This window comes from Streptomyces sp. NPDC085460, from assembly GCF_044541975.1.
Lineage (GTDB): Bacteria > Actinomycetota > Actinomycetes > Streptomycetales > Streptomycetaceae > Streptomyces.
Genome location: NZ_JBITTO010000005.1, coordinates 525,233 through 550,373, shown reverse-complemented (window position 1 = coordinate 550,373; position 25,141 = coordinate 525,233). Strand labels below are relative to the sequence as shown.

Here is a 25,141-nt window from a genome sequence, read left to right as displayed (position 1 = left end):
CCGTACTCGAACCGGTACCTGAACCCGCACTTGAACCGGTACCTGAACCCGTACCGCTGACCCACCCCGGAAGGTGAGTTCTCCATGGCCCTCGGGCACCCCCGGCGCACCGGTCTGACCGACCAGGTGATCGCCGAGCTGCGGAACCAGATCACGTCCGGCGAGTGGCCGGTCGGCTCCCGGATCCCGACCGAGCCGGAGCTGGTCGAGCAGCTGGGCGTGGCCCGCAACACGGTCCGCGAGGCGGTCCGCGCCCTCGCCCACAACGGGCTGCTCGACATCCGGCAGGGTTCCGGCACCTATGTGGCGGCGACGAGCGAGCTGGCCGGGGTGATGCACCGGCGGTTCGCCGGCTCCGATCCGCGGCACGTGGCCGAGCTGCGCTCCACGCTGGAGTCGGCCGCCGCGCGGTTCGCGGCGCGGCGCCGCTCGGAGCGGGACCTGAAGCAGCTGGACGCGCTGCTGGCCCGGCGCGAGGAGGCGTGGGAGTCGGGGGACGCGGAGCGGTTCGTGACGGCGGACGCGGCCTTCCACCACGCGGTGGTGGCGGCGTCCGGCAACGACGTGCTGACCGAGCTCTACGCGGACCTGGGCGATCTGCTGCGGGAGTGGCTGCGCGACGACGTGGGTCAGGTGCTGCGGCCGGAGAACCACATGGACCACGCCCGGCTGGTGGAGGCGATCCGGAGCGGGGAGGCGGAGCTGGCGGCGGAGGAGGCGGCCGGCTATCCGTTCATGTGCCTGGGCGGGCGGGAGGAGCGGGATCCGCGGCCGGTTCGTGGGTGACCCACGCGGAGCGGACCTCCTTCCAGCAGCGGGCGGTCACCGTGGCGTGGTCGGCGGGAGCGACGTCCACGGGCGCGCTGTCGGTGTCCAGGTCCCACCAGGGGTCGCACTCGACGTGGAGCCGTATCCGGTCGGTGCGGGGGTACGGGTTCCGGCAGTGGGCGGTGACCCGGCTGCCGTCGACGACCGTGTGGCAGGAGGCGCCGAAGTCCTCGGGGCCGTCGGCGGACGGGGCGGTCACGGCGAGCTCCTCCGCGGGGGCGGGGGCCGCGTGGACCTCCGCGGCGACGGCGGTGCCGAGGAGCAGGGCGGCGACCGAGGCGTAGGCGGCGAAGCCGCGCTGGAGCGTGCGCATGCCCGTACCTCCTCCCCGTGAGTAGCCGGAACGACACGCTTCGACCAGTCTGCGGTGATCCGCCCGACTTTTCGAGTCGGGGCGCCGGGGACGGGAAACAGCCGGGGCAGGGAAACGGCCGGGGCAGGGAAACGGCCGGGGCAGGGAAACGGCGCAGCCGCGAAACGGCCGGGGCCGGGTGCGCGTCCCCACGGAGACGCGCACCCGGCCCCGGCCGATGCGGTGCGGGCGGTGTCAGGCGCCGATCGCGTGCAGCCCGCCGTCGACGTGCACGATCTCGCCCGTGGTCTTCGGGAACCAGTCGGAGAGCAGCGCGACGATGGCGCGGCCGGCCGGCTCCGGGTCGGAGAGGTCCCACTCCAGCGGGGAGCGGTCGTCCCAGACGCTCGCCAGCTCGGAGAAGCCCGGGATGGACTTGGCGGCCATCGAGCCGAGCGGACCGGCCGAGACCAGGTTGCAGCGGATGTTCTGCTTGCCCAGGTCGCGGGCCATGTAGCGGCTGGTCGCCTCCAGGGCGGCCTTGGCCGGGCCCATCCAGTCGTACTGCGGCCAGGCGAACTTCGCGTCGAAGGTGAGGCCGACGACCGAGCCGCCCTCGCTCATCAGCGGCAGCACGGCCATCGTCAGCGACTTCAGGGAGAAGGCCGAGACGTGCATGGCGGTGGAGACCGACTCGAACGGCGTGTTCAGGAAGTTGCCGCCGAGGGCGTCCTGCGGGGCGAAGCCGATGGAGTGGACGACACCGTCGATGCGGTCGCCGAGGTGCTCGCGCACCTGGCCCTCCAGGCGGGCGAGGTGCTCGTCGTTGGAGACGTCGAGCTCCAGGACCTTGACAGCCTCGGGGCGGGGGAGCTTCTTGGCGATGCGCTCGGTGAGCGTCGGCCGGGGCCAGGCGGTGAGGATGATCTCCGCACCCTGCTCCTGGGCCAGCTTCGCGGCGTGGAAGGCGATGGAGGACTCCATCAGCACACCGGTGATCAGGATGCGCTTGCCTTCGAGGATTCCGCTCATGTGATCAGTGACCCATGCCCAATCCGCCGTCAACCGGAATGACGGCTCCAGTGATGTACGAGGCGTCGTCGGAGGCGAGGAACCTCACGGCCGCGGCGATCTCCGCGGGCCGCGCGTAGCGGCCGAGCGGCACCTGCGACACGATGCCCGCGCGCTGCTCGTCGGTGAGCACGGCGGTCATGTCGGTGTCGACGAAGCCGGGCGCGACGACGTTGAAGGTGATGTTCCGCGAGCCGAGCTCACGGGCGAGCGAGCGGGCGAAGCCGACCAGGCCGGCCTTGGAGGCGGCGTAGTTGGCCTGGCCCGCGGAGCCCAGCAGACCGACGACCGAGGAGATCAGGACGACGCGGCCCTTCTTCGCGCGGAGCATGCCGCGGTTGGCGCGCTTCACGACGCGGAAGGTGCCGGTGAGGTTGGTGTCGAGGACGGACGTGAAGTCCTCCTCGGACATGCGCATGAGGAGCTGGTCCTTCGTCACGCCGGCGTTGGCCACGAGGACCTCGACCGGGCCGTGCTTCTCCTCGATCTCCTTGTACGCCTGCTCCACCTGCTCGCCGTCGGTGATGTCGCACCGCACGGCGAGACAGCCCAGTTCGGCGAGCTCGGCCGGCGGCTCGCCCGAGCGGTAGGTGTACGCGACCTTGTCGCCCGCCTCGGCGAACGCGCGGGCGATGGCGAGGCCGATGCCCCGGTTTCCTCCGGTGACGAGAACCGAGCGGCTCAACGGATCACCCTTTCGATCAGCGGTCTGGTACCTCGAAAACCTATCGGTACGGTCCTCCTCATGGGGAATCGGCCTCCGACAGTGGCGTGAGGGTGTCACTGTCGGGTCCCTACAGACGCGAGCCGGTCCGGGGGCGGTGCGGCGGAGCCCCGGATGCCGCCCTCCGTCATCGGTAAATGCGCCGAAGAGCGTGACGCGGCGTGATTCACTTCCGGTTGCCCGTCAACCGCAGCAGGTTCCCGTCACGCAGAGAGCGAGGCCGCTCGTGGTCCATGCGATCGATCCGACCTTCCACGCCCTTCCCCTGAGGGCGCTCGCCGACGCGGCGCTCGCGCGGGCGCGCGCGCTCGGCGCCGAGCACGCCGACTTCCGCCTCGAAAGGGTCCGCAGCGCCGCCTGGCGGCTGCGGGACGCCAAGCCGGCGGGTTCCTCGGACACCACCGACCTCGGGTACGCCGTGCGCGTGGTGCACGGCGGGGCCTGGGGCTTCGCCTCCGGGGTCGACCTGACGATGGACGGGGCGGCGAAGGTGGCCTCGCAGGCCGTGGCCATGGCCAAGCTGTCGGCGCAGGTGATCGCCGCGGCCGGGTCGGAGGAGAGGGTCGAGCTGGCGGCGGAGCCGGTGCACGCGGACAAGGTGTGGATCTCCTCGTACGAGATCGACCCCTTCTCCGTCCCGGCGGAGGAGAAGAGCGCGCTGCTCGCCGACTGGTCGGCGCGGCTGCTGCGGGCCGACGGGGTGGCGCACGTGGACGCCTCGCTCCTGACGGTCTTCGAGAACAAGTTCTACGCGGACACGGCCGGCACCGTCACCACCCAGCAGCGGGTGCGGCTCCATCCGCAGCTCACCGCGACCGCCGTGGACGGCACCACGGGCGAGTTCGACTCCATGCGGACGATCGCGCCGCCGGTCGGCCGGGGCTGGGAGTACCTGACCGGCACCGGCTGGGACTGGGACAAGGAGCTGGACGAGATCCCGGAGCTGCTCGCCGAGAAGATGCGGGCGCCGAGCGTCGAGGCCGGCCGGTACGACCTGGTCGTCGACCCGTCGAACCTGTGGCTGACCATCCACGAGTCGATCGGCCACGCCACCGAGCTGGACCGGGCGCTCGGCTACGAGGCGGCGTACGCGGGCACCTCCTTCGCCACCTTCGACCAGCTGAACAAGCTGGTGTACGGCTCCTCGGTGATGAACGTGACCGGCGACCGGACGGCCGAGCACGGGCTCGCGACGATCGGGTACGACGACGAGGGCGTCGAGGCGCAGTCCTGGGACCTGGTGAAGGACGGCACGCTCGTCGGCTACCAGCTGGACCGGCGGATCGCGAAGCTCACCGGCCTCGGGCGGTCCAACGGCTGCGCGTTCGCGGACTCCCCCGCGCACGTGCCGGTGCAGCGGATGGCGAACGTGTCGCTCCGGCCGGACCCGGGCGGTCTGTCGACCGAGGACCTGATCGGCGGCGTGGAGCGCGGCATCTACGTGGTCGGCGACCGGTCGTGGTCGATCGACATGCAGCGGTACAACTTCCAGTTCACCGGCCAGCGCTTCTTCCGCATCGAGAACGGCCGGCTGGCCGGGCAGCTGCGGGACGTCGCGTACCAGGCGACCACCACCGACTTCTGGGGCTCGATGGAGCAGGTCGGCGGCCCCCAGACGTACGTCCTCGGCGGCGCCTTCAACTGCGGCAAGGCCCAGCCGGGCCAGGTCGCGGCCGTCTCGCACGGCTGCCCCTCCGCCCTCTTCCGGGGCGTCAACATCCTGAACACCACGCAGGAGGCGGGTCGATGACCAGGTCCACCACGTACGGGGCCCTCTGCTGGGGGTCCGGGGGTCGCCCCCCGGGAAAGCACAGTCTCAACACGACGCAGGAGGCCGGTCGATGAACAGCCGCGTCAGCAAGCCGTACGAGATCGTCGAGCGGGCCCTGGAGCTGTCCCGGGCCGACGGGTGCGTCGTCATCGCGGACGAGGAGTCCTCGGCCAACCTGCGCTGGGCGGGCAACGCGCTCACCACGAACGGCGTGACCAGGGGCCGTACGCTCACCGTGATCGCCACCGTGGACGGCGCCGAGGGCACCGCCTCCGGAGTGGTCTCCCGGTCCGCGGTGACCGCCGACGACCTGGAGCCGCTGGTCCGTGCGGCCGAGGCGGCGGCGCGGGCGGCCGGGCCGGCCGAGGACGCGCAGCCGCTGGTGGAGGGCGTGCCCTCCTCCCCCGACTTCACCGACGCGCCCGCCGAGACCTCCTCCGCCGTCTTCGCCGACTTCGCGCCGGCGCTCGGCGAGGCGTTCGCACGCGCGCGTGCCGGCGGCCGGGAGCTGTACGGCTTCGCGAACCACGAGCTGACCTCCACGTACCTGGGCACCTCGACCGGGCTGCGGCTCCGGCACGACCAGCCCAACGGCACCCTGGAGCTCAACGCCAAGTCCCCCGATCGCACCCGCTCCGCCTGGGCCGGGCGCTCCACCCGCGACTTCAAGGACGTGGACCCCGGGGCGCTCGACGCCGAGCTGGCCGTCAGGCTGGGCTGGGCCGAGCGGCGGATCGAGCTGCCGGCCGGACGGTACGAGACGCTGCTGCCGCCGACCGCCGTGGCCGACCTGCTCATCTACCAGCTGTGGTCCTCCATGGCGCGGGACGCGGTGGAGGGCCGGACGGTCTTCTCCCGGCCCGGCGGCGGCACCCGGCTCGGCGAGACCCTCTCCCCGCTGCCGCTGACCCTGCGCAGCGACCCGAACGAGCCGGGCCTGGAGTCCGCGCCGTTCGTCATCGCACACGCCTCCGGGGACGACGAGTCGGTCTTCGACAACGGTCTGCCGGTCGGTCCGGTGGAGTGGATGCGGGCCGGTGCGCTCGACCGGCTCATCACCACCCGGCACACGGCGGGCCTCACCGGCCTGCCGGTGGCGCCCGGGGCGGGGAACCTGATCCTCGACGGCGGCGGCGACCGCTCGCTGGAGGAGATGGTGGCCGCCACCGAGCGCGGACTGCTGCTGACCTGCCTCTGGTACATCCGCGAGGTCGATCCGGCGACGCTGCTGCTCACCGGTCTGACCCGGGACGGCGTCTACCTCGTCGAGAACGGCGAGGTGGTCGGCGAGGTCAACAACTTCCGGTTCAACGAGTCGCCGGTGGACCTGCTGTCGCGGGCCACCGAGGCGGGCCGGACGGAGCGGACCCTGCCGCGCGAGTGGAGCGACTGGTTCACCCGGGCCGCGATGCCCGCGCTGCGGGTGCCCGACTTCAACATGAGCTCGGTCAGCAAGGGCGTCTGACCCGCCTAGACTGGGCTGTCACCCCATAACGATCCAAGGAGACTGACGACCGTGACGGACATCGTCGACGAGCTGAAGTGGCGTGGGCTCTTCGCCCAGTCCACCGACGAGGACGCCCTGCGCAAGGCTCTCGCGGACGGTCCCGTCACGTTCTATTGCGGCTTCGACCCGACCGCGGCCAGTCTCCACGTCGGCCACCTGGTCCAGGTGCTCACCGTCCGCCGGCTCCAGCGGGCCGGGCACCGGCCGCTGGCGCTGGTCGGCGGGGCCACCGGCCAGATCGGCGACCCGCGGCCGACCGCCGAGCGCACCCTGAACGACCCCGAGACGGTCGCGAACTGGGTGACCCGGCTGCGTTCCCAGATCGAGCCGTTCCTCTCCTTCGAGGGGGAGAACGCCGCGGTCATGGTGAACAACCTGGACTGGACCGCCGGGATGTCGGCGATCGAGTTCCTACGGGACATCGGCAAGCACTTCCGGGTCAACAAGATGCTGACCAAGGACTCCGTGGCCCGCCGCCTGGAGTCCGAGCAGGGCATCAGCTACACCGAGTTCAGCTACCAGCTGCTCCAGGGCATGGACTTCCTGGAGCTGTACCGGCGCTACGGCTGCACGCTCCAGCAGGGCGGCTCCGACCAGTGGGGCAACCTGGTGGCCGGCCTCGACCTCATCCACAAGCTGGAGCCGGGCGCCGAGGCGCACGCGCTGGCGACGCCGCTGATGGTCAAGGCGGACGGCACCAAGTTCGGCAAGACCGAGGGCGGCGCCGTCTGGCTCGACCCGGAGATGACCACCCCGTACGCGTTCTACCAGTTCTGGCTGAACGTGGACGACCGGGACATCTCCACGTACATGCGGATCCTCTCCTTCAAGTCCCGCGAGGAGCTGGAGGAGCTGGAGGCGCAGACCGCCGAGCGTCCGCAGGCGCGGGCCGCGCAGCGGGCGCTCGCCGAGGAGCTGACCACGCTGGTGCACGGCGCGGACCAGTGCCGCGCGGTGATCGAGGCGTCGAAGGCGCTGTTCGGGCAGGGCGACCTGGCCGAGCTGGACGAGCGGACGCTGGCCGCGGCCCTCTCGGAGCTGCCGCACGCGCGCGTGACCGAGCTGGGCCAGGTCGTGGACCTGTTCGCCGAGGTCGGTCTGGTGGCGAGCAAGTCGGCGGCGCGCCGCACGGTGAAGGAGGGCGGTGCCTACGTGAACAACGTGAAGGTGACCGCCGAGGACGCCGTCGCCGAGGCCGGCGAGCTGCTGCACGGCCGGTGGCTGGTGCTGCGGCGCGGCAAGAAGAACCTGGCGGCGATCGAGTACGCGGGCCAGTAGCCACAGGCCGGAGGCCCGGTACGGCGATCGGTCGCCGTACCGGGCCTCCGGCGTGCTCCGCCCGGATCAGGTGCGCTGTCTGTTGCCCTTGATCGAGGCCCAGATCATGTCGCCGACGCCGACCACGGCCACGGCGCCGATGAGCTGGAGCAGGTGACGGGTCCAGTCGATGCCCTTGGTGTCCTCGACGCCGATCCAGCCGGCGACCGCGTTGCCCAGGACGCTGCCCAGAATGCCGAAGATCGTCGTCAGCCACAGCGGGATCTGCTGCTTGCCGGGCAGGATCGCCTTCGCGATCAGACCCAGGACGAAACCGACGATGATCGCCCACAACCAACTCATAGCCGCCTCCTCGTGCGCATGTGGCCCCAGTCTCGGCCCATCGGCCATACGGCGCATGTCGGACGACTCCATACGTGCCCCGGTCTCGTCGCCCCCGGACGGTGGGCGTACCGTGGTGCGAGGTCCGGGCCGGGGAGGGTCCGGCGCGAGCGGCGGGTGGTGGAACGCGATGCGGAAGCGAGGCGGACCCGAGGTCTTCCGGATCACCGGGGCCCGGCAGGGGCTCGCGGACGACGTCCGGGGCAGGCAGCGGCGGTACGTCATCTCGATGTCGGTCCGGACGCTCTCGGTGATCGCCGCCGCGGTGCTGTGGAACGTGGAGCGGCACGTGGCGATCGTCGCCCTGGCCCTCGGGGTGCTGCTGCCGTACATCGCCGTGGTGATCGCGAACGCGGGGCGGGAGAGCGCCCCCTCGCTCCCGTCGGCGTATCTGCCGGCGCCGGTGCGGCCGGCCCTGGGGGCGACCGAGGGCGTGGCGGAACCCGGAGCGGAACGTCCGTACGGACACGCCTGACCGGACCCGGCCTTTCCCCCGTCACGCGACGTGACGGCGACCCCGCCGGGAACCTCAAGAAAAGCTCAAATCAATCATGAAGTTCCGGTGCACCGCACCCAGGGTGCCGTGACATACTGCGTACGCGCTCCGCATCCCCCGTCGGAGCGACGGACCGATGCCGGGCAGCTCCCCCCGTGGCTGCTCGGCATCGCCCTTGCTGGACAATGTTCCGGTGATCAATGGTCCCGTGAGTGACGAGAAGCCGATCTGCTCCGCGAAGGGCTGCCGGGCCGGCGCCGTCTGGGTGCTCGCCTGGAACAACCCCAAGCTGCACACGCCGGAGCGCCGCAAGACCTGGCTCGCCTGCGAGGAACACCGTGAGCACCTCTCCCAGTTCCTGGGCGTGCGGGGGTTCCTGAAGGACGTCGTGCCGTTCGCGGAGTGGGAGGCCACGGGGGCCGGGGACTCAGCCGCCGATGGCTGACATCGGGCGGTCCGGCTGAAGGAAGCTCGGGTCGTCCAGGCCCGAGCCGGCCTTCTTCCCCCACATCGCCTTCTTCCACAGCTCCGCGACGGCCGCGTCGGGAGCGTCCGAGCGGAGCGCGGCCCGCAGGTCGGTCTCCTCGGTGGCGAAGAGGCAGGTGCGGATCTGCCCGTCGGCGGTGAGCCGGGTCCGGTCGCAGGCCCGGCAGAACGGGCGGGTGACGGAGGCGATGACGCCGACCGTGTGGGGGCCGCCGTCGACGACCCAGCGCTCGGCCGGGGCGGAGCCGCGCTCGTCGGCGCCTTCCTCGGTGAGCGTGAAGCGGGTGCGCAGCGACTCCAGGATGTCCCCGGCGGTGATCATGCCGTCGCGCTTCCAGCCGTGCTGGGCGTCGAGCGGCATCTGCTCGATGAAGCGGAGCTCGTACCCCTGCTCCATCGCCCAGGCGAGGAGGTCGGGGGCCTCGTCCTCGTTGAGCCCCGGCATCAGGACCGCGTTGACCTTCACCGGGGTGAGGCCGGCGTCGCGGGCGGCGGCCATGCCGTCGAGGACGTCGTGGTGGCGGTCGCGGCGGGTGAGGGTCTTGAAGACCTCGGGGCGCAGGGTGTCCAGGGAGACGTTGACCCGGTCGAGTCCGGCGGCCTTCAGGGCGGCGGCGGTGCGCTTGAGGCCGATGCCGTTGGTGGTGAGGGACATCCGGGGGCGGGGCTCCAGGGCGGCGCAGCGCTCGACGATCCCGACGAGGCCGGGGCGGAGCAGCGGCTCGCCGCCGGTGAAGCGGACCTCGGTGACGCCGAGGTCGGTGACGGCGATCCGGATCAGCCGGACGATCTCGTCGTCGGTGAGGAGGTCGGGCTTGGCCAGCCACTGGAGCCCCTCTTCGGGCATGCAGTAGGTGCAGCGCAGATTGCACCGGTCCGTGAGGGAAACGCGCAGGTCGGTGGCGACTCGGCCGTACGTGTCGAGGAGCACGGTTCCCCTCCCCTTCTCCAGGTTTCGCTTCTCGTTCGAGCCTACGTGACCGCACCGGCGCCGGGCACGGGCCGATTGTCACGAGGACGGGACCGGCCGCGTCGTAGAACTCTACGACGCGGCCGGCGGGTCGTCGCGGACCGTATACGACCGGATGCGCGGCGGTCAGTGCCGGACCGCCGCCGCGGTGCCGACGCCGGTGAGGGACTTGACCTCCAGCTCGGCGTACTTGCCGGCGTCCGGCTCCTCCTTGGAGAGGATCGAGCCGAGCCAGCCGAGGAGGAAGCCGAGGGGGATGGAGACCAGGCCGGGGTTCTCCAGGGGGAACCAGTGGAAGTCGACGCCCTTGAACATGGAGCCCGGTCCGCCGGAGACGACCGGCGAGAAGAGGACGAGGACGACGGAGGAGATCAGGCCGCCGTAGATCGACCAGAGCGCGCCCTGGGTGGTGAAGCGCTTCCAGAAGAGCGAGTAGAGGATCGTCGGCAGGTTGGCGGAGGCGGCGACCGCGAAGGCGAGGGCGACCAGGCCGGCGACGTTGAGGTCGCGGGCGAGGGCTCCGAGCGCGATGGAGACGATGCCGATGAGGACGGTGGACCAGCGGGCGGCCCGCATCTCCTGCTTCTCGGTGGCCTGGCCGCGCTTGATCACGTTGGCGTAGATGTCGTGCGCGAAGGACGAGGAGGAGGCGAGGGTCAGGCCGGCGACCACGGCGAGGATGGTGGCGAAGGCGACGGCGGAGATGACCGCGAGGAGGATCGCTCCGGCGGTGGAACCGGCGCCGCCGCCGACCTCCAGGGCGGTGAGCGGTGCCGCCGTGTTGCCCGCCTTGTTGGAGGAGGTGATGGTCTCCGGGCTGAGCAGGGCCGCCGCGCCGAAGCCGAGGACGATCGTCATGAGGTAGAAGGCGCCGATGATGCCGATGGCCCAGTTGACCGACTTCCGGGCGGCCTTGGCGGTCGGCACCGTGTAGAAGCGGATCAGGATGTGCGGCAGGCCGGCGGTGCCGAGGACGAGGGCGATGCCGAGCGAGAGGAAGTCGAGCTTCGAGATCTCGGTGACGCCGTACTTGAGGCCGGGCTCCAGGAACGCGTCGCCCTTGCCGCTGTTGGTGGCGGCGGCGCCGAGCAGGTCGGAGAGGTTGAAGTCGAACTTCAGCAGGATGAGGAAGGTGATGAGGAGGGTGCCGGCGATGAGCAGCACCGCCTTCACCATCTGGACCCAGGTGGTGCCCTTCATGCCGCCGATGGTCACGTAGACGATCATCAGGACGCCGACGAGGGCGACGATCGCGATCTTGCCGCCGTCGCTGGTGATGCCGAGGAGCAGCGAGACGAGGACGCCGGCGCCGGCCATCTGGGCGAGCAGGTAGAAGATCGAGACGACGATGGTGGAGGTGCCTGCGGCGGTGCGGACCGGGCGCTGGCGCATCCGGTAGGCGAGGACGTCGCCCATGGTGAAGCGGCCGGAGTTGCGCAGCGGTTCGGCGACCAGGAGCAGGGCGACGAGCCAGGCGACGAGGAAGCCGATGGAGTAGAGGAAGCCGTCGTAGCCGTAGAGGGCGATGGCGCCGCTGATGCCGAGGAAGGACGCGGCGGACATGTAGTCGCCGGAGATCGCGAGGCCGTTCTGGAAGCCGGTGAACTGGCCGCCGCCGGCGTAGAAGTCGGCGGCGCTGCGGGTCTGCCGGCCGGCCCAGACGGTGATGGCGAGGGTGGCGATCACGAAGGCGCCGAAGAGGGCGATGATCAGCGGCCGGTGCTCGGTGGTGGCGTTGCCGGCGGCCAGCAGGACGGGGGCGGTGGTGCTCATGCGTCGCCCTCCATCCGGGCCTTGATGGCGTCGCCCTTGGGGTCGAGGCGGAGGGCGGCGTGGCGGGAGTAGAGCCAGGCGATGAGGAAGGTGGTGGCGAACTGGCCGAGTCCGAGGACGAGCGCCACGTTGATGTTGCCGAAGAGGCGGGTGCCCATGAAGCCGCCCGCGTAGTTGGAGAGCAGGACGTAGAGCAGGTACCAGGTGATGAAGGCGATCGTCAGGGGGAAGGCGAAGGAGCGGTAGGTGCGGCGGAGCTCGCCGAACTCCTCGCTCCGCTGGACCTCGACGAACTGCTCCGTGGTGGGCCGGGCGGGACCGGGGTCGGCCTCGGTGCCCTTTCTCGGCGGCGGCGGTGCTTCGGTAGCCACGGAATCTCCTCGTGACGCGGGGACGGACGGCATGGTCAAGGGGGCCTCACCTGGGGGTGCGGGAAGCGGGGCGCCTGCTGGAGCCCCTCCCCTGCTCAACGGCACGGAGCCGGATGCGAAGTGGTTCAGCCGAGTGGATTTCCCCCCGGGAATCTTCATCAAGTCTTCTCAACTCATTGATGACCGGGGAAGATCAGCGATAGCTTCACTCGTCATGCACCTGCCCGTGCGCAACCCCGCGCGCGCGCAGTACATACGGATGATGTGGAGAACCCATGGCTCATCTGGGATCGAGGCGCGGCCGAGTACTCGCTCTGCCTGCTGGTCTCGCGCTCACCGCTTCGCTCGGCTTCCTTCCCTCCGGCGCCGCCTCCGCCGCGGAACTGAGCGATGCCCCGGCGGCCGCCACCGCCGCGGCGACGGGCGAGAAGCTCTCGTACGTCGTCAACACCGCGGGGGGCCGCTGGACGGCCGCCTCGGTGAAGAAGGCGATAGCCGCCGCCGGCGGCGAGGTCGTGGTCGCGTACGACCAGATAGGCGTGATCGTCGTCCACTCGCAGAACCCGGCGTTCGCCCCGACCATCCGCAAGGCCCGCGGCGTGGTGTCGGCGGGTGCGACCCGTACGGCCCCGCTCTCGGTGCAGAGCGACAACTCGGTCGGCGAGTCCACGCAGGCGCTGTCGCCCGCCGAGGCCAAGGCCGCCGCGGCCCGCGCCACGGACGAGCAGGACGCGCTGGAGCCCCTGCAGTGGGACCTCCCGGCCATCAAGGCCGACAAGGCCCACCAGAAGACGCTCGGCAGCAAGCGGGTGACCGTCGCCGTCATCGACACGGGCGTCGACGACACCCACCCGGACCTGGCGCCGAACTTCGACACCGCCGCGTCCGCCAACTGCGTCTCCGGCAAGGCCGATACCACCCCCGGTTCGTGGCGCCCCAACCCGGGCGAGTCGGACCACGGCACCCACGTCGCCGGCACGATCGCCGCCGCCAAGAACGGCATCGGCATCACCGGTGTCGCCCCGGGCGTCAAGGTGTCGGGCATCAAGGTGTCGACCCCGGACGGCTTCTTCTACACCGAGGCCGTGGTCTGCGGCTTCATGTGGGCGGCCGAGAAGGGCGTCGAGGTCACGAACAACAGCTACTACACCGACCCGTGGATGTTCGCCTGCAAGACGGACGAGGACCAGAAGGCCCTCGTCGAGGCGGTCACCCGGGCGTCGCGGTACGCGGAGAAGAAGGGCACGGTCAACGTGGCCGCGGCCGGCAACTCCAAGTTCGACCTCGCCGCCGACGAGATCCTGGACAACTCCAGCCCGAACGACACCACGCCGGGCGACCGGGTCATCGACCCGAAGGAGTGCCTCGACTTCCCGGCCCAGCTGCCGGGTGTCGTGACGGTCTCCGCGACCGGCGCCAAGGACCTGAAGGCGTCCTACTCGAACTACGGTCTCGGTGTCATCGACATCGCCGCCCCCGGCGGTGACCGCACCGAGTTCCAGACCCCGGACGCCCCGGCGGTCAACGGCCGCATCCTGTCGACCACGGTCAACGGCGGCTACAACTACAAGGCCGGTACGTCGATGGCGTCGCCGCACGCCGCCGGTGTGCTCGCGCTGCTGAAGTCGACGCACCCGTGGGCGGGCCCGACCACCCTCAAGGCGATGCTGTACGCGCAGGCCGACGACCGCGCCTGCACCAACCCGTACGACATCGAGGGCGACGGCACGATCGACGCCGTCTGCGAGGGCGGCAAGGCCAAGAACGGCTTCTACGGAGCCGGTCTGGTGGACGCGCTGGAAGCCGTCCGCAAGTGGTGACGCCCTAGCGGCGGGGAAGGGCCCCGGTGTGGTCTGCCACACCGGGGCCCTTTCGCGTGTCCGGGAGGTGGCACCGGGTGCCATAGTGCGGGCATGGACAGCACGGTTCGGAGTGGTACGGAAGCGCTGTGGGCGGTCCTGGGCGGCGATCCCGCCCTGGTGGACCGGGTGGAGTACGGCGGGGTGTCGGGGCTGCTGCCGGCCCGGCTGCCGGTGATGGACCTGGCGCGGGCGACGGTCGCGGTCTGCGGGCTCGCGGCCGTGGAGCACGCGCGCGTGGCGGGGCCGGTCCGGGTGGACGACGGCGCCGTGGCGACCGCCTTCGTGAGCGAGCGTCACCTGCGGGTGGACGGGCGGGCGCCGGTGAGCTTCGCGCCGCTGTCGCGGTTCTGGCGGGCCGCCGACGGCTGGGTCCGCACCCACGCCAACTACCCGCACCACAAGGCCGCGCTGCTCGCCGCGCTGGGCGCGGACGACGCGGTGGAGGCGGTCGCGGAGGCGATCGGCGGACGCACCGCCGTCGAGGTGGAGACGGCCGTGTACGCCTCCGGGGGCCTCGCCGTGGCGCTGCGCACCCCGGACGGGTGGGCCGGCCACGCGCAGGGCCGGGAGGTGGCGGCGCGGCCGGTGCTGAGCCGGGAGGTGCGGGACGGGGCGGCGCCCCGGCGGCGGGCGGACGGACCGCCTCGGGTGCTCGACCTGACCCGGGTGATCGCGGGTCCGGTGGCGACCCGGACGCTGGCGCTGCTCGGCGCGGACGTGCTGCGGATCGATCCGCCGGGCCGGCCCGAACTGCCGGACCAGCACGCGGACACGGACGTCGGGAAGCGGACGGCGGCCCTCGACCTGGACCGGCCCTCGGACCGGCGGACCTTCGAGGAGCTGCTCGACGCGGCGGACGTGCTGGTGACGGGGTACCGGCCGGGGGCGCTGGAGCGGTACGGCCTGGAGCGGCCTGGTCTGGTGACGGCCCGGCTGTCGGCGTGGGGCGACTACGGGCCGTGGGGCGGCCGGCGCGGCTTCGACAGCCTGGTGCAGGTGGCGACGGGCATCGCGGTCGCGGAGGGCTCGGCCGAGGAGCCGGGGGCGCTGCCGGCGCAGGCGCTGGACCACGGGACGGGGTACCTGCTGGCGGCGGCGGTGCTGCGGTCGCTGACGGAGCGGCGGCGGGACGGCCGCGGCCGCCTCGTACGGCTCGCGCTGGCGCAGACCGGGCACTGGCTGACGCACGGCCTGCCCCGGTACGACCCCGGGCGGCACGTCGTGGAGTCGGAGGGGCCGCTGGGGCGGCTGCGGCACGCGCTGTCGCCGGTGGCGTACGAGGGCGGCCCGGCGGGCTGGTCGCGCCCGCCGGGCGTCGCGGGGGCGGACGCCCCGGTGTGGGAGGGCGCCCGTCCCGCGGACCGGGGCCCGTCGGGCGGCGCTACGGCTTGACGAGGACCTTGAGGGCGGTGCGCTCGTCCATGGCCCGGTAGCCGGCGGGGACGCCGTCGAGGTCCACGGTCAGGTCGAAGACCGGGGACGGGTCGAGGCTGCCGTCGAGGACGTCCGCGAGGAGTTCGGGGAGGTAGGCGCGGACGGGGGCGACGCCGCCGCGCAGGGCGATGTTGCGGTCGAACATGACGGAGAGGTCGAGGCCGGTGCCGGAGCCGTGCGGAACGCCGACGTAGCCGATGGAGCCGCCGTCGCGGGTGATGTTCACGGCGGTGCGCATGGACTGTTCGGTGCCGACGGCCTCGATGACGCCGTGGGCGCCCTGGCCGCCGGTGAGTTCGCGGACGGCGGCCTCGGCGGCCTCGCCGCGCTCGGCGACGACGTCGGTGGCGCCGAAGGCGCGGGCGAGGTCGGTACGGGCGGTGTGCCGGCCGAGCGCGATGATCCGCTCGGCGCCGAGCCGCCTGGCGGCGAGGACGCCGCAGAGGCCGACGGCTCCGTCGCCGACGACGGCGACGGTGGAGCCGGGGCGGACGCCGGCGCCGAGGGCCGCGTGGTGACCGGTGCCCATGACGTCGGAGAGGGCGAGCAGCGCGGTGAGCAGCCGGTCGTCGGAGGCGGCGTCGGCGGGGAGCTTGACGAGGGTGCCGTCGCCGAAGGGCACGCGGACGGCCTCGCCCTGGCCGCCGTCGGAGCCCACGGAGCCCCAGAAGCCGCCTCGGGGGCAGGAGGTGTGGAGGCCCTCGGCGCAGTAGTCGCAGGTGCCGTCGGACCAGACGAAGGGGGCGACGACGAGGTCGCCGGCCGTGAAGCCGCGGACCTCGGAGCCGGTCTCCTCGACGACGCCGAGGAACTCGTGGCCGATGCGCTGTCCGGGCTGCCGGGCGGACTCGCCGCGGTAGGCCCACAGGTCGCTGCCGCAGACGCAGGCGCGCAGGACGCGCACGACGACGTCGGCGGGGTCCTGGACGACGGGGTCGGGCACCTCCTCCACGCGCAGGTCGAAGGGGGCGTGGATGGTGGTGGCGCGCATGGTTCCTCGTCCGGGTCAGCTGCTTGTACGACGTTCACCGTACATCGCCTGGAGCCCGCCCGCGGTCAGCAGGTACTGGGCGGCGATGTAGGTCAGCATGACCCAGAAGTCCGGGGCGGGCAGCTGGGGCCACTCCGCGATGCCGGTGGCGATGAGGGTGTCGGAGAGCAGGAACAGCGCCCCGCCGATGCCGGCGAGGGCGCCGAGGGAACTCGACCGGTACGCCATCGCGGTGAGCAGCAGGGAGTATCCGGCGACCGGGATCCGCAGGTCGGCGGGGAGGCCGGGCCAGAGGGCGAGCACGGTGCCGGCGAGGGCGGCGGCGTAGAGGGCGCCGAGCGCCGGGGAGGTGCGGCGGCGGCCGAACAGGGTGAGGTAGCAGACGTGGCCGAGGGCGAAGGAGCCCATGCCGGCGAGGAAGGCCCAGTCGGCGTCGAGGAGCAGCAGCACGTCTCCGCCCCAGCCGAACAGCAGCGCGGTGACGAGGAGTTTCGGGGCGCCCCGGGTCGCGGCGTAGGCGGCGAGGAGCGGCATCAGGAGCGGTTTGGCGACCAGGTGGCCGGTGTCGGCGCCGGCGAGGAGGGAGCCGAGGTCGACGGCGGCGGCGAGGAGGAAGGCGCCGAGCAGGACCCGGGAGGGGGTGAGGGGGATGGTGCGGGTGGGGGTGGCGAGCGGGGTGGTGCGGGAGGGGGTGAGGGGCGTGGTGCGGGTGGGGGCGAGGGGGGTGGTGCCGGGGGTGGTGTCGGGGGTGGTGTCGGGGGTGTTCACGCGGCGGGCTCCGGGGCGGTCTGGTCGTGGTGCGGGGTGGGGCGGGGCTCCGGTTGCCAGCCGGGGCCGCGCAGGACGCGGCCGGCGCGCTCGCGCCAGTCACGGGCGGCGCGGAGGTCGCGGGCGATGGCGGCGTACTCGTGGGTGGCGACGCGCAGCGGGTTGTAGGTCTCGATGTTCTTGGTGAGGCCGTAGACGGGCCGCTCGGTCTCGCCGGTCCAGGAGCCGAAGAGCCGGTCCCAGACGATCAGGATCCCGCCGAAGTTGCGGTCCAGGTAGCCGCCCTGGGAGGCGTGGTGGACGCGGTGGTGGGAGGGGGTGTTGAGGACGTACTCGAAGGGGCGGGGAAGCCTGCCGACCCGCTCGGTGTGGATCCAGAACTGGTAGACGAGGCTGACCGAGGAGCAGAAGGCGACGGCGGCGGGGTGCACGCCGAGGGCGATCATCGGCAGGTAGAACGGCCAGGAGGTGAAGCCGGTCCAGGGCTGGCGCAGCGCGGTGGAGAGGTTGAACTTCCGGCTGCTGTGGTGCACGACGTGGCTCGCCCACAGGATCCGGACGACGTGGTGGCCCCGGTGGGACCAGTAGTAGAGGAAGTCCTGCGCGAGCAGCATCAGCGGGAGCGTCCACCACAGGACGGGGACGCGGAGCGGGGTGAGCTCGTGGACGGCGGCGTAGACCGCGACGATCGGGATCTTCCACACGAGGTCGGCGAAGAGGCTGCCGAGTCCCATGCCGATGCTGGTGGCGGCGTCCTTCGCCTGGTACCCGGCGGCGTCCTCGTCGGGGTGGAGCCGGTAGCTCACCATCTCCACGACGGTGAGCAGGACGAACGCCGGTATGGACCAGAGCACGACATCGGGCAGGTGCGGCATGCCGATGACGGTAGGGCCCGCCCCTGTGGACGGCTAGACGTCGTTACCGACAAGTATGCGAGACGAGGTGTCAGCAGGCTTTGGCGCCTTCCGACAAGCGGGCCGGGCGTCACACGCCCGCGACGTCCAGGAGGGAACCGGCCGCGTAGGTGACGGCCATGGCGAGGGCGCCGCCGGCGACCGTGCGGACGGTGGCCCTCGGGGCGGGCGCGGCGGCGAGCCGGGCGGCCCACCAGCCGGTGAGGGTCAGGGCGGCGAGGACCGAGCAGACGGTGATCCAGAGGCGTACGGAGGGGGGCGGGAGGACGATCGCGAGCAGCGGGAGCAGCGCGCCGACGGTGAAGGCGAGGAAGCTGGCCCAGGCCGCGTGCCACGGGTTGGTGAGGTCGTCGGGGTCGATGCCCAGCTCCACGCGCGCGTGCGCCTTGAGCGCGTCGCGTTCGGTGAGCTGCACGGCGGCCTCGCGGGCCACGCCGGGGCTGAGACCGCGGGCGGTGAGGAGGGCGGTGAGCTCGTCGAGCTCGGCGGCGGGGCTCTCGCGGAGCTCGCGCTTCTCGGTGGCGAGGGCGGCGTCCTCGGAGTCGCGCTGGACGGAGACCGACACGTACTCCCCCACCGCCATGGAGAGGGAGCCGGCGAGCAGACCGGAGAGTCCGGCGGTGAGGAGGGCGGCCTGGGACTCGGTGGCGCCGGCGACGCCCACGACGAGGCCCGCGGTGGAGACGATGCCGTCGTTGGCCCCGAGCACGGCGGCCCGGAGCCAGTTGAGACGGGAACCGAGGGCGCCGCCGTGGGCCTCGTCGTGGGCGGGGGGTGCGGTCACCTCAGGAGGGTCGCACCCGCCGGGTCACCAGACGCGGACCGACCCGCCCGGGGCGAAGGCCGGGCTGGTGGCGCCCTCCGGGACCTTCTCCAGGGGGGTGGCGATCTCCTCGACGGCGGGGCCGTGGACGGCCGCGAGCCGGTCGAGGAGGGCGAGGTCGAAGCCGTAGACGCGGGCCGCGTTGCCGCCGACCATCGCCGTGACCTCCTCGCGCGGCAGGCCGGCGTAGGCGAGGCGGAGCCCTTCCCTGGAGTACGGGGTGGTGCCCTCGTCGTGCGGGTAGTCGCTGCCCCACATGATCTTGTCGAGGCCGATCCGGTCCCGCAGCGGCACCTCGTGCGGGCGCATGAAGCTCGCGCCGACGAAGCAGTTCTCCCGCCAGACCTCGCCGGGGCTGCGTCCCATCGAGTCCGCGAGGCCGGCGCCGAACTTCGACTCGGCGGTGACCGCCCGGCTCGCCGCCGCGACCAGCCTGCCGTGGTAGTAGTCCAGCATCTCCACCACCCCGGGGATCCAGCCGGAGCCCTGCTCGGTGAGGACCAGTCTCAGGCCCGGGTGGCGGCGGAAGGCGCCGCCGAACACCAGGTGCCACAGGGCCCGGTGGGAGAACCAGGTGGTCTCCACCATGAAGACGGCCCGGGCGGCGGGTTCGTCGCCGAGCGGCGGCGAGGCGGAGCCGCCGTGGTGGTTGACCGGCACGCCCAGCTCCTCGCAGACCGCCCAGATCGGGTCGTACGTCTCCGAGTACAGCTCCGGCAGTCCGCTGCCCGGCGGGGTGCCGGGGAGCAGGATGCCGCCGGTGAGGCCGGCCGCGTGGGTGCGGCGGATCTCGCGGACGGCCGCACCCACGTCGTTGAGGAGGATCTGGGCCACGCCCGCCCGCCGGCCGGGGGCCCGCGCGCAGAAGTCGGCGAGCCAGCGGTTGTGGGCGCGCAGCCCCGCCCAGCGCCGCTCGAACTCCTCCCGGGTGGGGGCCGGGGCCATGAGGGAGGCGGAGGGGAAGAAGGGCGGGATGGTGTTGGGGAAGACGACCTCGGCGACGATCCCGTCCGCTTCGAGCTCGCGCAGCCGCCGGTCGGAGTTCCAGTTCCGGTCGGCGGTGTCGGCGAGCAGGTCCTCGTACGGGTTGACGTACGTGGCGGCCCAGGCGTCGAAGTCGTCGTGGAACCGCTTCTCCAGGTAGGGCTTGTAGTCGAGGAGGTCGGCGCCGGCGTGGCAGTCGGCGGAGATCACGGTGTAGCGGTCGGTCACGGGGTCACCCCCGCGCGCGGGTCGGCGTCCCGGCCCGTCTCCCGGCCCGCGGCCGGGCCCAGGACCGGGAAGTCGCCGCCGGTGAGCCAGTGGCGGCCGGTCTCGCGGGAGCGGGCCCAGGACGCCTCGACGGCGGACTGGTCGGCGGGCTGGCCGAGGTCGGCGGGGGTGGGGCCGATCCGCTTGGCTATCGGATCCAGTATTCGAATATCGAATCCGAAGACCTCGGCGGCGGCCAGGCCCAGCATCCGCCGGGTCTCCCCCACCGGGATGTCGTGGAAGGTGTTCCGCAGCCAGGTCCTGGTGTTCGGCCAGGTCCCCTCCGGGTGCGGGAAGTCCGAGCCCCACAGGATGTTGTCCACGCCGATCTCGTACCGCTGCGCCAGCTCCCGCCGCTTGGTGTTGGTGGCGCAGACGAAGACCTGCCGGTCCAGGTACTCGCTCGGCGGGCGCCGCAGCTCCGCGAAGGGCGAGAGCTTCTTGCCGCCGTGCGCGCCGAGATAGAGCCGGTCCATGAACCAGAGCAGGTTCGGCAGCCACCAGCAGCCGGACTCGGCGACGCCGAACCGCAGCCCGGGGTGCCGCTCGAAGACGCCGGACCAGAGCAGGAACCACAGCGGCCGGGCCGGCCACCAGGTGACCTCGGAGACGTAGATGCCGAGGTGGTCGCCGTACTCCTCGCGGGGCGCGGCGCCGGAGTGGGTGACGACCGGCATCCCGGTCTCGGCGGCGGCCGCCCACACCGGGTCGTAACGCCGGTCGTGGTAGGGCGCCTTGTCGACCCACATGGACGGGATCATCAGGGCGCCGAGCCCGGACTCCTTGGCCCGGTGGATCTCGGCGACGACCTCGCGCGGGTCCGCGGTGACCGGCAGCAGGGCGACCCCGCAGTGCCGGGCCGGGGCGTGGGACACGAACTCGGCGAGCCAGCGGTTGTGGGCCTTGGCGCCCGCCATGCCGAGCTCGGGGTCCTGGTCGCCGGAGAGACCGAGGCCGACGCCGAAGGGGGCGGCGGTCTGGCTGTCGACGGCGTCCGCGTCCGGGAAGACGACCTCGGCGGCGACGCCGTCCCCGTCCAGCTCCTTGATCCGCTGCGCGTGGTCCCAGCCGCCGCGCAGCCCCTCCTCGTGGTCGCTGAACCACTTGTTCGCGAAGTCCTCGTTGCGGACCCCGAGGCGGGTCATGGCCTCGCGGCGGGCCTGCCGCCCGGCGAGGAAGTCGTCGAAGGCCCGGTGGAAGCGGGACTCCAGGTAGGGCCGGTACTCCTCGGTGGGGAGCCCGGCGTGGCAGTCGGAGGAGACGATCAGATACGGGTCCTCATGGCTCATGGTGCGCACAGCCCCCTCAGGCCGGTCAGTCGAGGATGAAGCTCTCCAGGTAGGTGGGGTTCGCGCGGTCGAGCATCGACCGCGAGCGTGCCGTGATCTGCCGGTCGCTGTGCTCGCTCGCCGGCAGCATCCAGAACCGGTCGGCCCTGATCCCCTCGACGACGTGCTCGGCGACCTCCTCGACCGGGGTGAAGGCGATCTCGTGGCCGGCCTCCTTCATGGCGGCCTCCCACTGGTCGAGGGAGCGGTACGGGGTCCGGCGCGGGCGCTCCTTGGCGTACCGCTCGGGCCGGTTGCGGTGCGACTCCCACAGGCCGGTGCGGAGCATGTGCGGTCCGGGGAAGAGGACGGAGGCGCCCACGCGCGCGTGCTCCGCCCTCAGATGGGCGTAGAGGGATTCGGTCATGGTGACGACGGCCGCCTTGGTGACCGCGTAGACGGAGGCGGTGGGCAGCGGGGCGATGCCGCCGTCGCCGGAGGAGGTGTTGACGACGTGGCCGGGCTCGCCGCCCGCGAGCATGCGGGGCACGAACGCCTGGATGCCGTGGAAGACGCCCCAGACGTTGACCGAGAAGGCCCACTTCCAGTCGTTCGGCTCGTGCTCCCACATGCGGCCCTCGGCGCCGGAGCCGACGCCCGCGTTGTTGCAGAGCACGTGGACGGCGCCGAAGGTGTCGTAGGCGGCGTCGGCGAAGGCGCGCACCGACTCCGGGTCGGAGACGTCGACGGTCCGGGCGAGGACCTGCGCCCCCTCCGCCATCAGCTCGTCGGCGGCCTCGGCGAGCGGCCCCCGCTCGACGTCCCCGAGGACGACGGCGAGTCCCTCGGCGGCGAAGCGGCGGGCCATCGCCCGGCCGATGCCGCTCGCCGCGCCGGTGACGACGGCGACCTGTCCCTCCCCCAGTTCCATCAGACGCTCCCTTCCGGCGGGCCGTCGAGGATCTGCGCCGGGTCGTCGTACCGCTGGTGGACATAGGGCAGCAGGGCCTCGGCGGAGACCCGCTCGGCGACCCTGCCGCGCTGGTCGGAGGTCTTCTCGCCGAAGGTGATCCCGACGAGCCGGCGGACCGGGAGGTCGGCGACCGGGTCGTACATGGACTCGCGCAGGACGACGTCCCCGGTGACCCGCTCCAGCTTCCGCACCTTCTCGTGGCGGACGCAGTGGACGAGGACCGGGTCGGCGTCGAAGCCGGCTCCCTCCACGCCGGGCAGGAACTTGAAGTAGAAGTCGGTCCGTTCGACCGGCTCGGGCAGCGGCAGCGGGCCGGAGACGGCACCGCGCACCTCGACGAAGGCGATCCCGTGCCGGGCGAGCCGGGCGCCCACCACGAGGCCGTCGCGCTCGACGACGACCTCGCCGAGCTTCTTCGGCTCGCCGAAGACCTCGCGGCCGCCGATCAGGGCCCGCTCGTGGGTCATCGGCATGACCAGCGGATACCAGCCCTCGGTCGCGCCGTGGGCGGCGGCCACCGAGACCGAGCCGGCGCCGAGCGGATAGCCGGGCAGGTCGACCTTGCTGACGGTGACCCGGACGAGCGGGCGTCCGGTGGGCTTGAGCGGCGGCGGCAGGACGGCCGCCACCGCGTCGGGGTCGGTCTCCCAGAGGGCGACCACGCCGGTGGACCAGATGTCGGGGAGCTTCGCCGCGGCGGCGCGCGCGGCGGCGCTCTCCGCCTCGGTGCGCGCCCCGTACCGTACTCGTGCCATGTCGTCGTACCACCCTTCCGGACGGATCCGGTCCCGGGCCCGCGGGGCCCGGGGCCGATGGCCTGTAACACTGTTACACCGCCGCCGATGAAGGGTAAAGACGCGTGCGCGCAGTGAATTGACGAACCGTCAGGGGGAAGCGGATGGCACGCCCGGCGCTCAGCCGCGAGGAGGTCCTGGACACGGCGGCGGCCCTGGTGCGGGCCCACGGCCCCGACGGGCTCACCATGCGCGGCCTCGCCGCCGCCCTGGGCACCGCGGTCACCTCGATCTACTGGCACGTGGGCAACCGCGAGTCCCTGCTCGACGCCCTCGCCGCCCGCACGGTCGCCGACCTGGGGGCGATCCGGCCGCACGGGAAGGACCCGGCGGAGCGGATCGGCTCGGTGGCGCACGCCCTGCGCCGGGCGCTGCGCGAGCGCCCGCACCTGGTGGCGATGGTCCACGAGCGGGGCCTGACGGAGCGCATGTTCCTGCCGGCCCAGCGGGCCCTGGCCCGGGAGGCGCACGCCGCGGGGCTGCGCGGGGAGCGGGCGGCGGAGCTGGTCCGGGCGGTCGCCTTCCAGGTGGTCGGGTTCGTCCTGGTGGAGCGCAACCGCGAGCGCGCGCCCGTCCAGTCGCCCGCCGAGGAGGAGCTGTGGGACGCCGGGACCGCCGACGCCGACCCACCGCTCGCCCGCGCGCTGGCCGCCCCGGTCGAGACGGAACGGCTCTTCGCGGCCTCGGTGCGCGCGCTGGTGGAGGGGCTGCTGGCCGGGGCCCCGCCCCCCGTCACGGGGGACATCGAGGACAAGCCGGACACCGGGGACGGGAGTGTCCGTCGCGGGCCGTATTCTCAGTGACCATGCTCGACGACCGTACGACAGCAGCGACGTGGCCGGCCGCCTACCCGCAGGGGTACGCGGTCGTCGACGTGGAGACCACCGGTCTCGCCCGCGACGACCGGATCGTGTCCGCCGCCGTCTACCGCCTCGACGCGCGCGGGACGGTGGAGGACCACTGGTACACGCTGGTGAACCCGGAGCGGGACCCGGGACCGGTGTGGATCCACGGCCTCACCAGCGACGTCCTCGAAGGCGCGCCGCTGTTCGCGCAGATCGCCGAGGAGTTCTCGGCCCGCCTCGACGGCCGCGTCCTCGTCGCCCACAACGCCCTGTTCGACTGGCAGATGATCGCCCGGGAGTACGCGCGCGCCGAGCGGACCGCGCCCGTGAAGCAGCGGCTGTGCACCATCGCGCTCTCCAAGGAGCTGGCGCTGCCGCTGCCCAACCACAAGCTGGAGTCGCTGGCCGCCCACTTCGGGGTGGTGCAGCAGCGCGCGCACAACGCGCTCGACGACGCGCGGGTGCTCGCCGAGGCGTTCCGCCCGAGCCTGCGCGCGGCGGCGGAGCGGGGCGTACGGCTGCCGCTCCTGGAGTGCCGCGCGCTCACCGAGTGGGCGGCCTCCCCGGCCCGCCCGATGATCGGCCACCAGTCCTCCTACCGGGCGGGCAGCTGGCGCCCCTCCCGGAAGCGGCCGCCCTGCCCGTACCCCAACCCCGGCCGGTACCAGAGCGACAAGCCGCTCAAGCAGGGCATGCGGGTGGCCTTCTCCGGCGACACCTCCGTCGACCGGGAGCTCCTGGAGGACCGCACGGTCGAGGCCGGGCTGCACGTCGCCGGCTCGATCTCCCGGCTCACCAGCCTGCTGGTCACCAACGACCCGGACGCCGGCACCTCCAAGACCGTCAAGGCGAAGTCCTTCGGCACGCCGATCGTGGACGAGGCCGCCTACGCCCACCTGCTGCGGGACGTGGCCCCGGCAGACGGGTGACACCCCGCGCGCGGCGGGCGTGCCGCCCGGCACGCGCGTGCCCGGGGCTCCACCCTGTGGCGCATGGCACGTTGTGAGGTCTGCGGAAACGATTACGGCATGTCCTTCGAGATCCATGCCCAGGGCGCGATCCATGTCTTCGACTGCTTCGCCTGCGCCATCCACCGGATGGCGCCCATCTGCGAGCACTGCCGGGTCCAGATCATCGGACAGGGCGTCGAGGTCGAGGGGAACTGGTACTGCGGGGCCCACTGCGCCCGGGCGGAGGGGAAGGCGGGCATCGTCGACCGGGTGTGACCACCGCCCCGGTCCCTGCGAGGAGACGATCCCGGTCGGGTGGC

26 protein-coding genes are annotated in these 25,141 nt (G+C 72.7%); 11 read left to right on the top strand and 15 right to left on the bottom strand.

The window, feature by feature from the left end; genetic code table 11:
- The first annotated feature begins 84 nt into the window (after positions 1 to 84).
- A complete protein-coding gene (locus tag ACIGHB_RS16320; protein WP_360315569.1) occupies positions 85 to 786 on the top strand; it encodes an FCD domain-containing protein in 702 nt (233 codons plus the stop codon).
- On the opposite strand, the gene ACIGHB_RS16315 is transcribed toward ACIGHB_RS16320, so the two are convergent.
- From ACIGHB_RS16315 to fabG, 3 genes are all read right to left on the bottom strand, one after another.
- On the bottom strand, positions 734 to 1,141 hold the full coding sequence (locus tag ACIGHB_RS16315; RefSeq protein ID WP_399913598.1) for a hypothetical protein: 408 nt from the start codon (positions 1,139 to 1,141) through the stop codon (positions 734 to 736). The two genes, ACIGHB_RS16320 and ACIGHB_RS16315, sit on opposite strands and share 53 nt — an antisense overlap.
- A 234-nt stretch (positions 1,142 to 1,375) precedes the next feature.
- A complete protein-coding gene (gene fabI / locus ACIGHB_RS16310; protein ID WP_360315573.1) occupies positions 1,376 to 2,152 on the bottom strand; it encodes an enoyl-ACP reductase FabI in 777 nt (258 codons plus the stop codon).
- A 4-nt stretch (positions 2,153 to 2,156) separates the two neighbouring features.
- Positions 2,157 to 2,876, bottom strand: coding sequence for a 3-oxoacyl-[acyl-carrier-protein] reductase (gene fabG / locus ACIGHB_RS16305; RefSeq protein ID WP_360315575.1), 720 nt, complete (start codon positions 2,874 to 2,876; stop codon positions 2,157 to 2,159).
- Positions 2,877 to 3,141: 265 nt separating this feature from the next.
- On the opposite strand from fabG, the gene ACIGHB_RS16300 reads away from it, so the two are divergent.
- From ACIGHB_RS16300 to tyrS, 3 genes are all read left to right on the top strand, one after another.
- On the top strand, positions 3,142 to 4,665 hold the full coding sequence (locus ACIGHB_RS16300; protein ID WP_399913593.1) for a TldD/PmbA family protein: 1,524 nt from the start codon (positions 3,142 to 3,144) through the stop codon (positions 4,663 to 4,665).
- A 91-nt stretch (positions 4,666 to 4,756) separates the two neighbouring features.
- Positions 4,757 to 6,151 (top strand): metallopeptidase TldD-related protein, encoded by a 1,395-nt coding sequence (locus tag ACIGHB_RS16295; protein ID WP_360315579.1) that lies wholly within the window; start codon positions 4,757 to 4,759, stop codon positions 6,149 to 6,151.
- 51 nt (positions 6,152 to 6,202) lie between these two features.
- Positions 6,203 to 7,471 (top strand): tyrosine--tRNA ligase, encoded by a 1,269-nt coding sequence (tyrS, locus tag ACIGHB_RS16290; protein ID WP_360315581.1) that lies wholly within the window; start codon positions 6,203 to 6,205, stop codon positions 7,469 to 7,471.
- Between the two features lie 66 nt (positions 7,472 to 7,537).
- On the opposite strand, the gene ACIGHB_RS16285 is transcribed toward tyrS, so the two are convergent.
- On the bottom strand, positions 7,538 to 7,813 hold the full coding sequence (locus tag ACIGHB_RS16285; protein WP_360315583.1) for a GlsB/YeaQ/YmgE family stress response membrane protein: 276 nt from the start codon (positions 7,811 to 7,813) through the stop codon (positions 7,538 to 7,540).
- Between the two features lie 169 nt (positions 7,814 to 7,982).
- Here ACIGHB_RS16285 and ACIGHB_RS16280 point away from each other — a divergent pair, with 169 nt between their 5' ends.
- Positions 7,983 to 8,327: a DUF3099 domain-containing protein gene (locus tag ACIGHB_RS16280; protein ID WP_360315585.1), complete on the top strand. Its 345-nt coding sequence runs from the start codon at positions 7,983 to 7,985 to the stop codon at positions 8,325 to 8,327.
- Positions 8,328 to 8,556: 229 nt separating this feature from the next.
- Positions 8,557 to 8,793, top strand: a complete 237-nt coding sequence (locus ACIGHB_RS16275) for a hypothetical protein (RefSeq protein ID WP_360315587.1) — start codon at positions 8,557 to 8,559, stop codon at positions 8,791 to 8,793.
- Here ACIGHB_RS16275 and moaA read toward each other — a convergent pair.
- The 3 genes from moaA to ACIGHB_RS16260 form a co-directional block, all read right to left on the bottom strand.
- Positions 8,776 to 9,765 (bottom strand): GTP 3',8-cyclase MoaA, encoded by a 990-nt coding sequence (gene moaA, locus ACIGHB_RS16270; RefSeq protein WP_399913587.1) that lies wholly within the window; start codon positions 9,763 to 9,765, stop codon positions 8,776 to 8,778. The genes ACIGHB_RS16275 and moaA overlap by 18 nt on opposite strands.
- Positions 9,766 to 9,930: 165 nt before the next feature.
- Positions 9,931 to 11,577 carry a cation acetate symporter gene (locus tag ACIGHB_RS16265; RefSeq protein WP_360315591.1) on the bottom strand — a complete coding sequence of 549 codons (1,647 nt, stop codon included), beginning with the start codon at positions 11,575 to 11,577 and terminating at the stop codon, positions 9,931 to 9,933.
- Positions 11,574 to 11,948 carry a DUF485 domain-containing protein gene (locus ACIGHB_RS16260; RefSeq protein WP_360315593.1) on the bottom strand — a complete coding sequence of 125 codons (375 nt, stop codon included), beginning with the start codon at positions 11,946 to 11,948 and terminating at the stop codon, positions 11,574 to 11,576. Before ACIGHB_RS16260 ends, ACIGHB_RS16265 begins: the two co-directional genes overlap by 4 nt.
- Positions 11,949 to 12,223: 275 nt before the next feature.
- Here ACIGHB_RS16260 and ACIGHB_RS16255 point away from each other — a divergent pair, with 275 nt between their 5' ends.
- Positions 12,224 to 13,768, top strand: a complete 1,545-nt coding sequence (locus ACIGHB_RS16255; protein ID WP_399913583.1) for a S8 family peptidase — start codon at positions 12,224 to 12,226, stop codon at positions 13,766 to 13,768.
- 93 nt (positions 13,769 to 13,861) lie between these two features.
- Positions 13,862 to 15,202: a CoA transferase gene (locus ACIGHB_RS16250; RefSeq protein ID WP_399913581.1), complete on the top strand. Its 1,341-nt coding sequence runs from the start codon at positions 13,862 to 13,864 to the stop codon at positions 15,200 to 15,202.
- On the opposite strand, the gene ACIGHB_RS16245 is transcribed toward ACIGHB_RS16250, so the two are convergent.
- The 8 genes from ACIGHB_RS16245 to ACIGHB_RS16210 all read right to left on the bottom strand — a co-directional run bounded on the left by ACIGHB_RS16245 (position 15,192) and on the right by ACIGHB_RS16210 (position 22,987).
- Positions 15,192 to 16,235 carry a zinc-dependent alcohol dehydrogenase family protein gene (locus tag ACIGHB_RS16245; RefSeq protein WP_360315599.1) on the bottom strand — a complete coding sequence of 348 codons (1,044 nt, stop codon included), beginning with the start codon at positions 16,233 to 16,235 and terminating at the stop codon, positions 15,192 to 15,194. The two genes, ACIGHB_RS16250 and ACIGHB_RS16245, sit on opposite strands and share 11 nt — an antisense overlap.
- A gap of 15 nt (positions 16,236 to 16,250) precedes the next feature.
- Complete coding sequence (locus tag ACIGHB_RS16240; RefSeq protein WP_399913642.1) at positions 16,251 to 16,886, bottom strand: lysoplasmalogenase; 636 nt, start codon at positions 16,884 to 16,886, stop codon at positions 16,251 to 16,253.
- A gap of 113 nt (positions 16,887 to 16,999) precedes the next feature.
- Positions 17,000 to 17,878: a sterol desaturase family protein gene (locus tag ACIGHB_RS16235; protein WP_399913577.1), complete on the bottom strand. Its 879-nt coding sequence runs from the start codon at positions 17,876 to 17,878 to the stop codon at positions 17,000 to 17,002.
- A 109-nt stretch (positions 17,879 to 17,987) separates the two neighbouring features.
- Positions 17,988 to 18,701: a VIT family protein gene (locus ACIGHB_RS16230; RefSeq protein ID WP_360315603.1), complete on the bottom strand. Its 714-nt coding sequence runs from the start codon at positions 18,699 to 18,701 to the stop codon at positions 17,988 to 17,990.
- 24 nt (positions 18,702 to 18,725) lie between these two features.
- Positions 18,726 to 19,952: an amidohydrolase family protein gene (locus ACIGHB_RS16225; RefSeq protein WP_399913573.1), complete on the bottom strand. Its 1,227-nt coding sequence runs from the start codon at positions 19,950 to 19,952 to the stop codon at positions 18,726 to 18,728.
- Positions 19,949 to 21,280, bottom strand: coding sequence for an amidohydrolase family protein (locus ACIGHB_RS16220; RefSeq protein ID WP_399913569.1), 1,332 nt, complete (start codon positions 21,278 to 21,280; stop codon positions 19,949 to 19,951). The genes ACIGHB_RS16225 and ACIGHB_RS16220 overlap by 4 nt, the downstream gene beginning before the upstream one ends.
- A gap of 25 nt (positions 21,281 to 21,305) precedes the next feature.
- Positions 21,306 to 22,190 (bottom strand): SDR family NAD(P)-dependent oxidoreductase, encoded by an 885-nt coding sequence (locus ACIGHB_RS16215; RefSeq protein ID WP_399913566.1) that lies wholly within the window; start codon positions 22,188 to 22,190, stop codon positions 21,306 to 21,308.
- Positions 22,190 to 22,987, bottom strand: coding sequence for an acetoacetate decarboxylase family protein (locus ACIGHB_RS16210; RefSeq protein WP_360315611.1), 798 nt, complete (start codon positions 22,985 to 22,987; stop codon positions 22,190 to 22,192). Before ACIGHB_RS16210 ends, ACIGHB_RS16215 begins: the two co-directional genes overlap by 1 nt.
- A 143-nt stretch (positions 22,988 to 23,130) precedes the next feature.
- Between ACIGHB_RS16210 and ACIGHB_RS16205 the strand changes: the two genes are divergently transcribed.
- The 3 genes from ACIGHB_RS16205 to ACIGHB_RS16195 all read left to right on the top strand — a co-directional run bounded on the left by ACIGHB_RS16205 (position 23,131) and on the right by ACIGHB_RS16195 (position 25,097).
- Entirely contained in the window at positions 23,131 to 23,829 is a 699-nt protein-coding gene (locus ACIGHB_RS16205; protein WP_399913563.1) for a TetR/AcrR family transcriptional regulator, read from the top strand.
- On the top strand, positions 23,826 to 24,800 hold the full coding sequence (locus tag ACIGHB_RS16200) for a DEDDh family exonuclease (RefSeq protein WP_399913560.1): 975 nt from the start codon (positions 23,826 to 23,828) through the stop codon (positions 24,798 to 24,800). The genes ACIGHB_RS16205 and ACIGHB_RS16200 overlap by 4 nt, the downstream gene beginning before the upstream one ends.
- 63 nt (positions 24,801 to 24,863) lie before the next feature.
- Positions 24,864 to 25,097 carry a hypothetical protein gene (locus tag ACIGHB_RS16195; RefSeq protein ID WP_360315617.1) on the top strand — a complete coding sequence of 78 codons (234 nt, stop codon included), beginning with the start codon at positions 24,864 to 24,866 and terminating at the stop codon, positions 25,095 to 25,097.
- Positions 25,098 to 25,141 lie beyond the last annotated feature (44 nt).

Bases quoted from the DNA above. Each gene is read 5' to 3' on its own strand.
- ACIGHB_RS16295 (WP_360315579.1), top strand. From the start codon at position 4,757: ATGAACAGCCGCGTCAGCAAGCCGTACGAGATCGTCGAGCGGGCCCTG.
- ACIGHB_RS16245 (WP_360315599.1), bottom strand. From the start codon at position 16,235: ATGCGCGCCACCACCATCCACGCCCCCTTCGACCTGCGCGTGGAGGAG.
- ACIGHB_RS16210 (WP_360315611.1), bottom strand. From the start codon at position 22,987: ATGGCACGAGTACGGTACGGGGCGCGCACCGAGGCGGAGAGCGCCGCC.
- ACIGHB_RS16220 (WP_399913569.1), bottom strand. From the start codon at position 21,280: ATGAGCCATGAGGACCCGTATCTGATCGTCTCCTCCGACTGCCACGCC.
- ACIGHB_RS16280 (WP_360315585.1), top strand. From the start codon at position 7,983: ATGCGGAAGCGAGGCGGACCCGAGGTCTTCCGGATCACCGGGGCCCGG.
- ACIGHB_RS16235 (WP_399913577.1), bottom strand. From the start codon at position 17,878: ATGCCGCACCTGCCCGATGTCGTGCTCTGGTCCATACCGGCGTTCGTC.
- ACIGHB_RS16255 (WP_399913583.1), top strand. From the start codon at position 12,224: ATGGCTCATCTGGGATCGAGGCGCGGCCGAGTACTCGCTCTGCCTGCT.
- fabI (WP_360315573.1), bottom strand. From the start codon at position 2,152: ATGAGCGGAATCCTCGAAGGCAAGCGCATCCTGATCACCGGTGTGCTG.
- ACIGHB_RS16195 (WP_360315617.1), top strand. From the start codon at position 24,864: ATGGCACGTTGTGAGGTCTGCGGAAACGATTACGGCATGTCCTTCGAG.
- ACIGHB_RS16315 (WP_399913598.1), bottom strand. From the start codon at position 1,141: ATGCGCACGCTCCAGCGCGGCTTCGCCGCCTACGCCTCGGTCGCCGCC.
- ACIGHB_RS16285 (WP_360315583.1), bottom strand. From the start codon at position 7,813: ATGAGTTGGTTGTGGGCGATCATCGTCGGTTTCGTCCTGGGTCTGATC.
- ACIGHB_RS16215 (WP_399913566.1), bottom strand. From the start codon at position 22,190: ATGGAACTGGGGGAGGGACAGGTCGCCGTCGTCACCGGCGCGGCGAGC.
- ACIGHB_RS16250 (WP_399913581.1), top strand. From the start codon at position 13,862: ATGGACAGCACGGTTCGGAGTGGTACGGAAGCGCTGTGGGCGGTCCTG.
- ACIGHB_RS16320 (WP_360315569.1), top strand. From the start codon at position 85: ATGGCCCTCGGGCACCCCCGGCGCACCGGTCTGACCGACCAGGTGATC.
- ACIGHB_RS16265 (WP_360315591.1), bottom strand. From the start codon at position 11,577: ATGAGCACCACCGCCCCCGTCCTGCTGGCCGCCGGCAACGCCACCACC.
- ACIGHB_RS16205 (WP_399913563.1), top strand. From the start codon at position 23,131: ATGGCACGCCCGGCGCTCAGCCGCGAGGAGGTCCTGGACACGGCGGCG.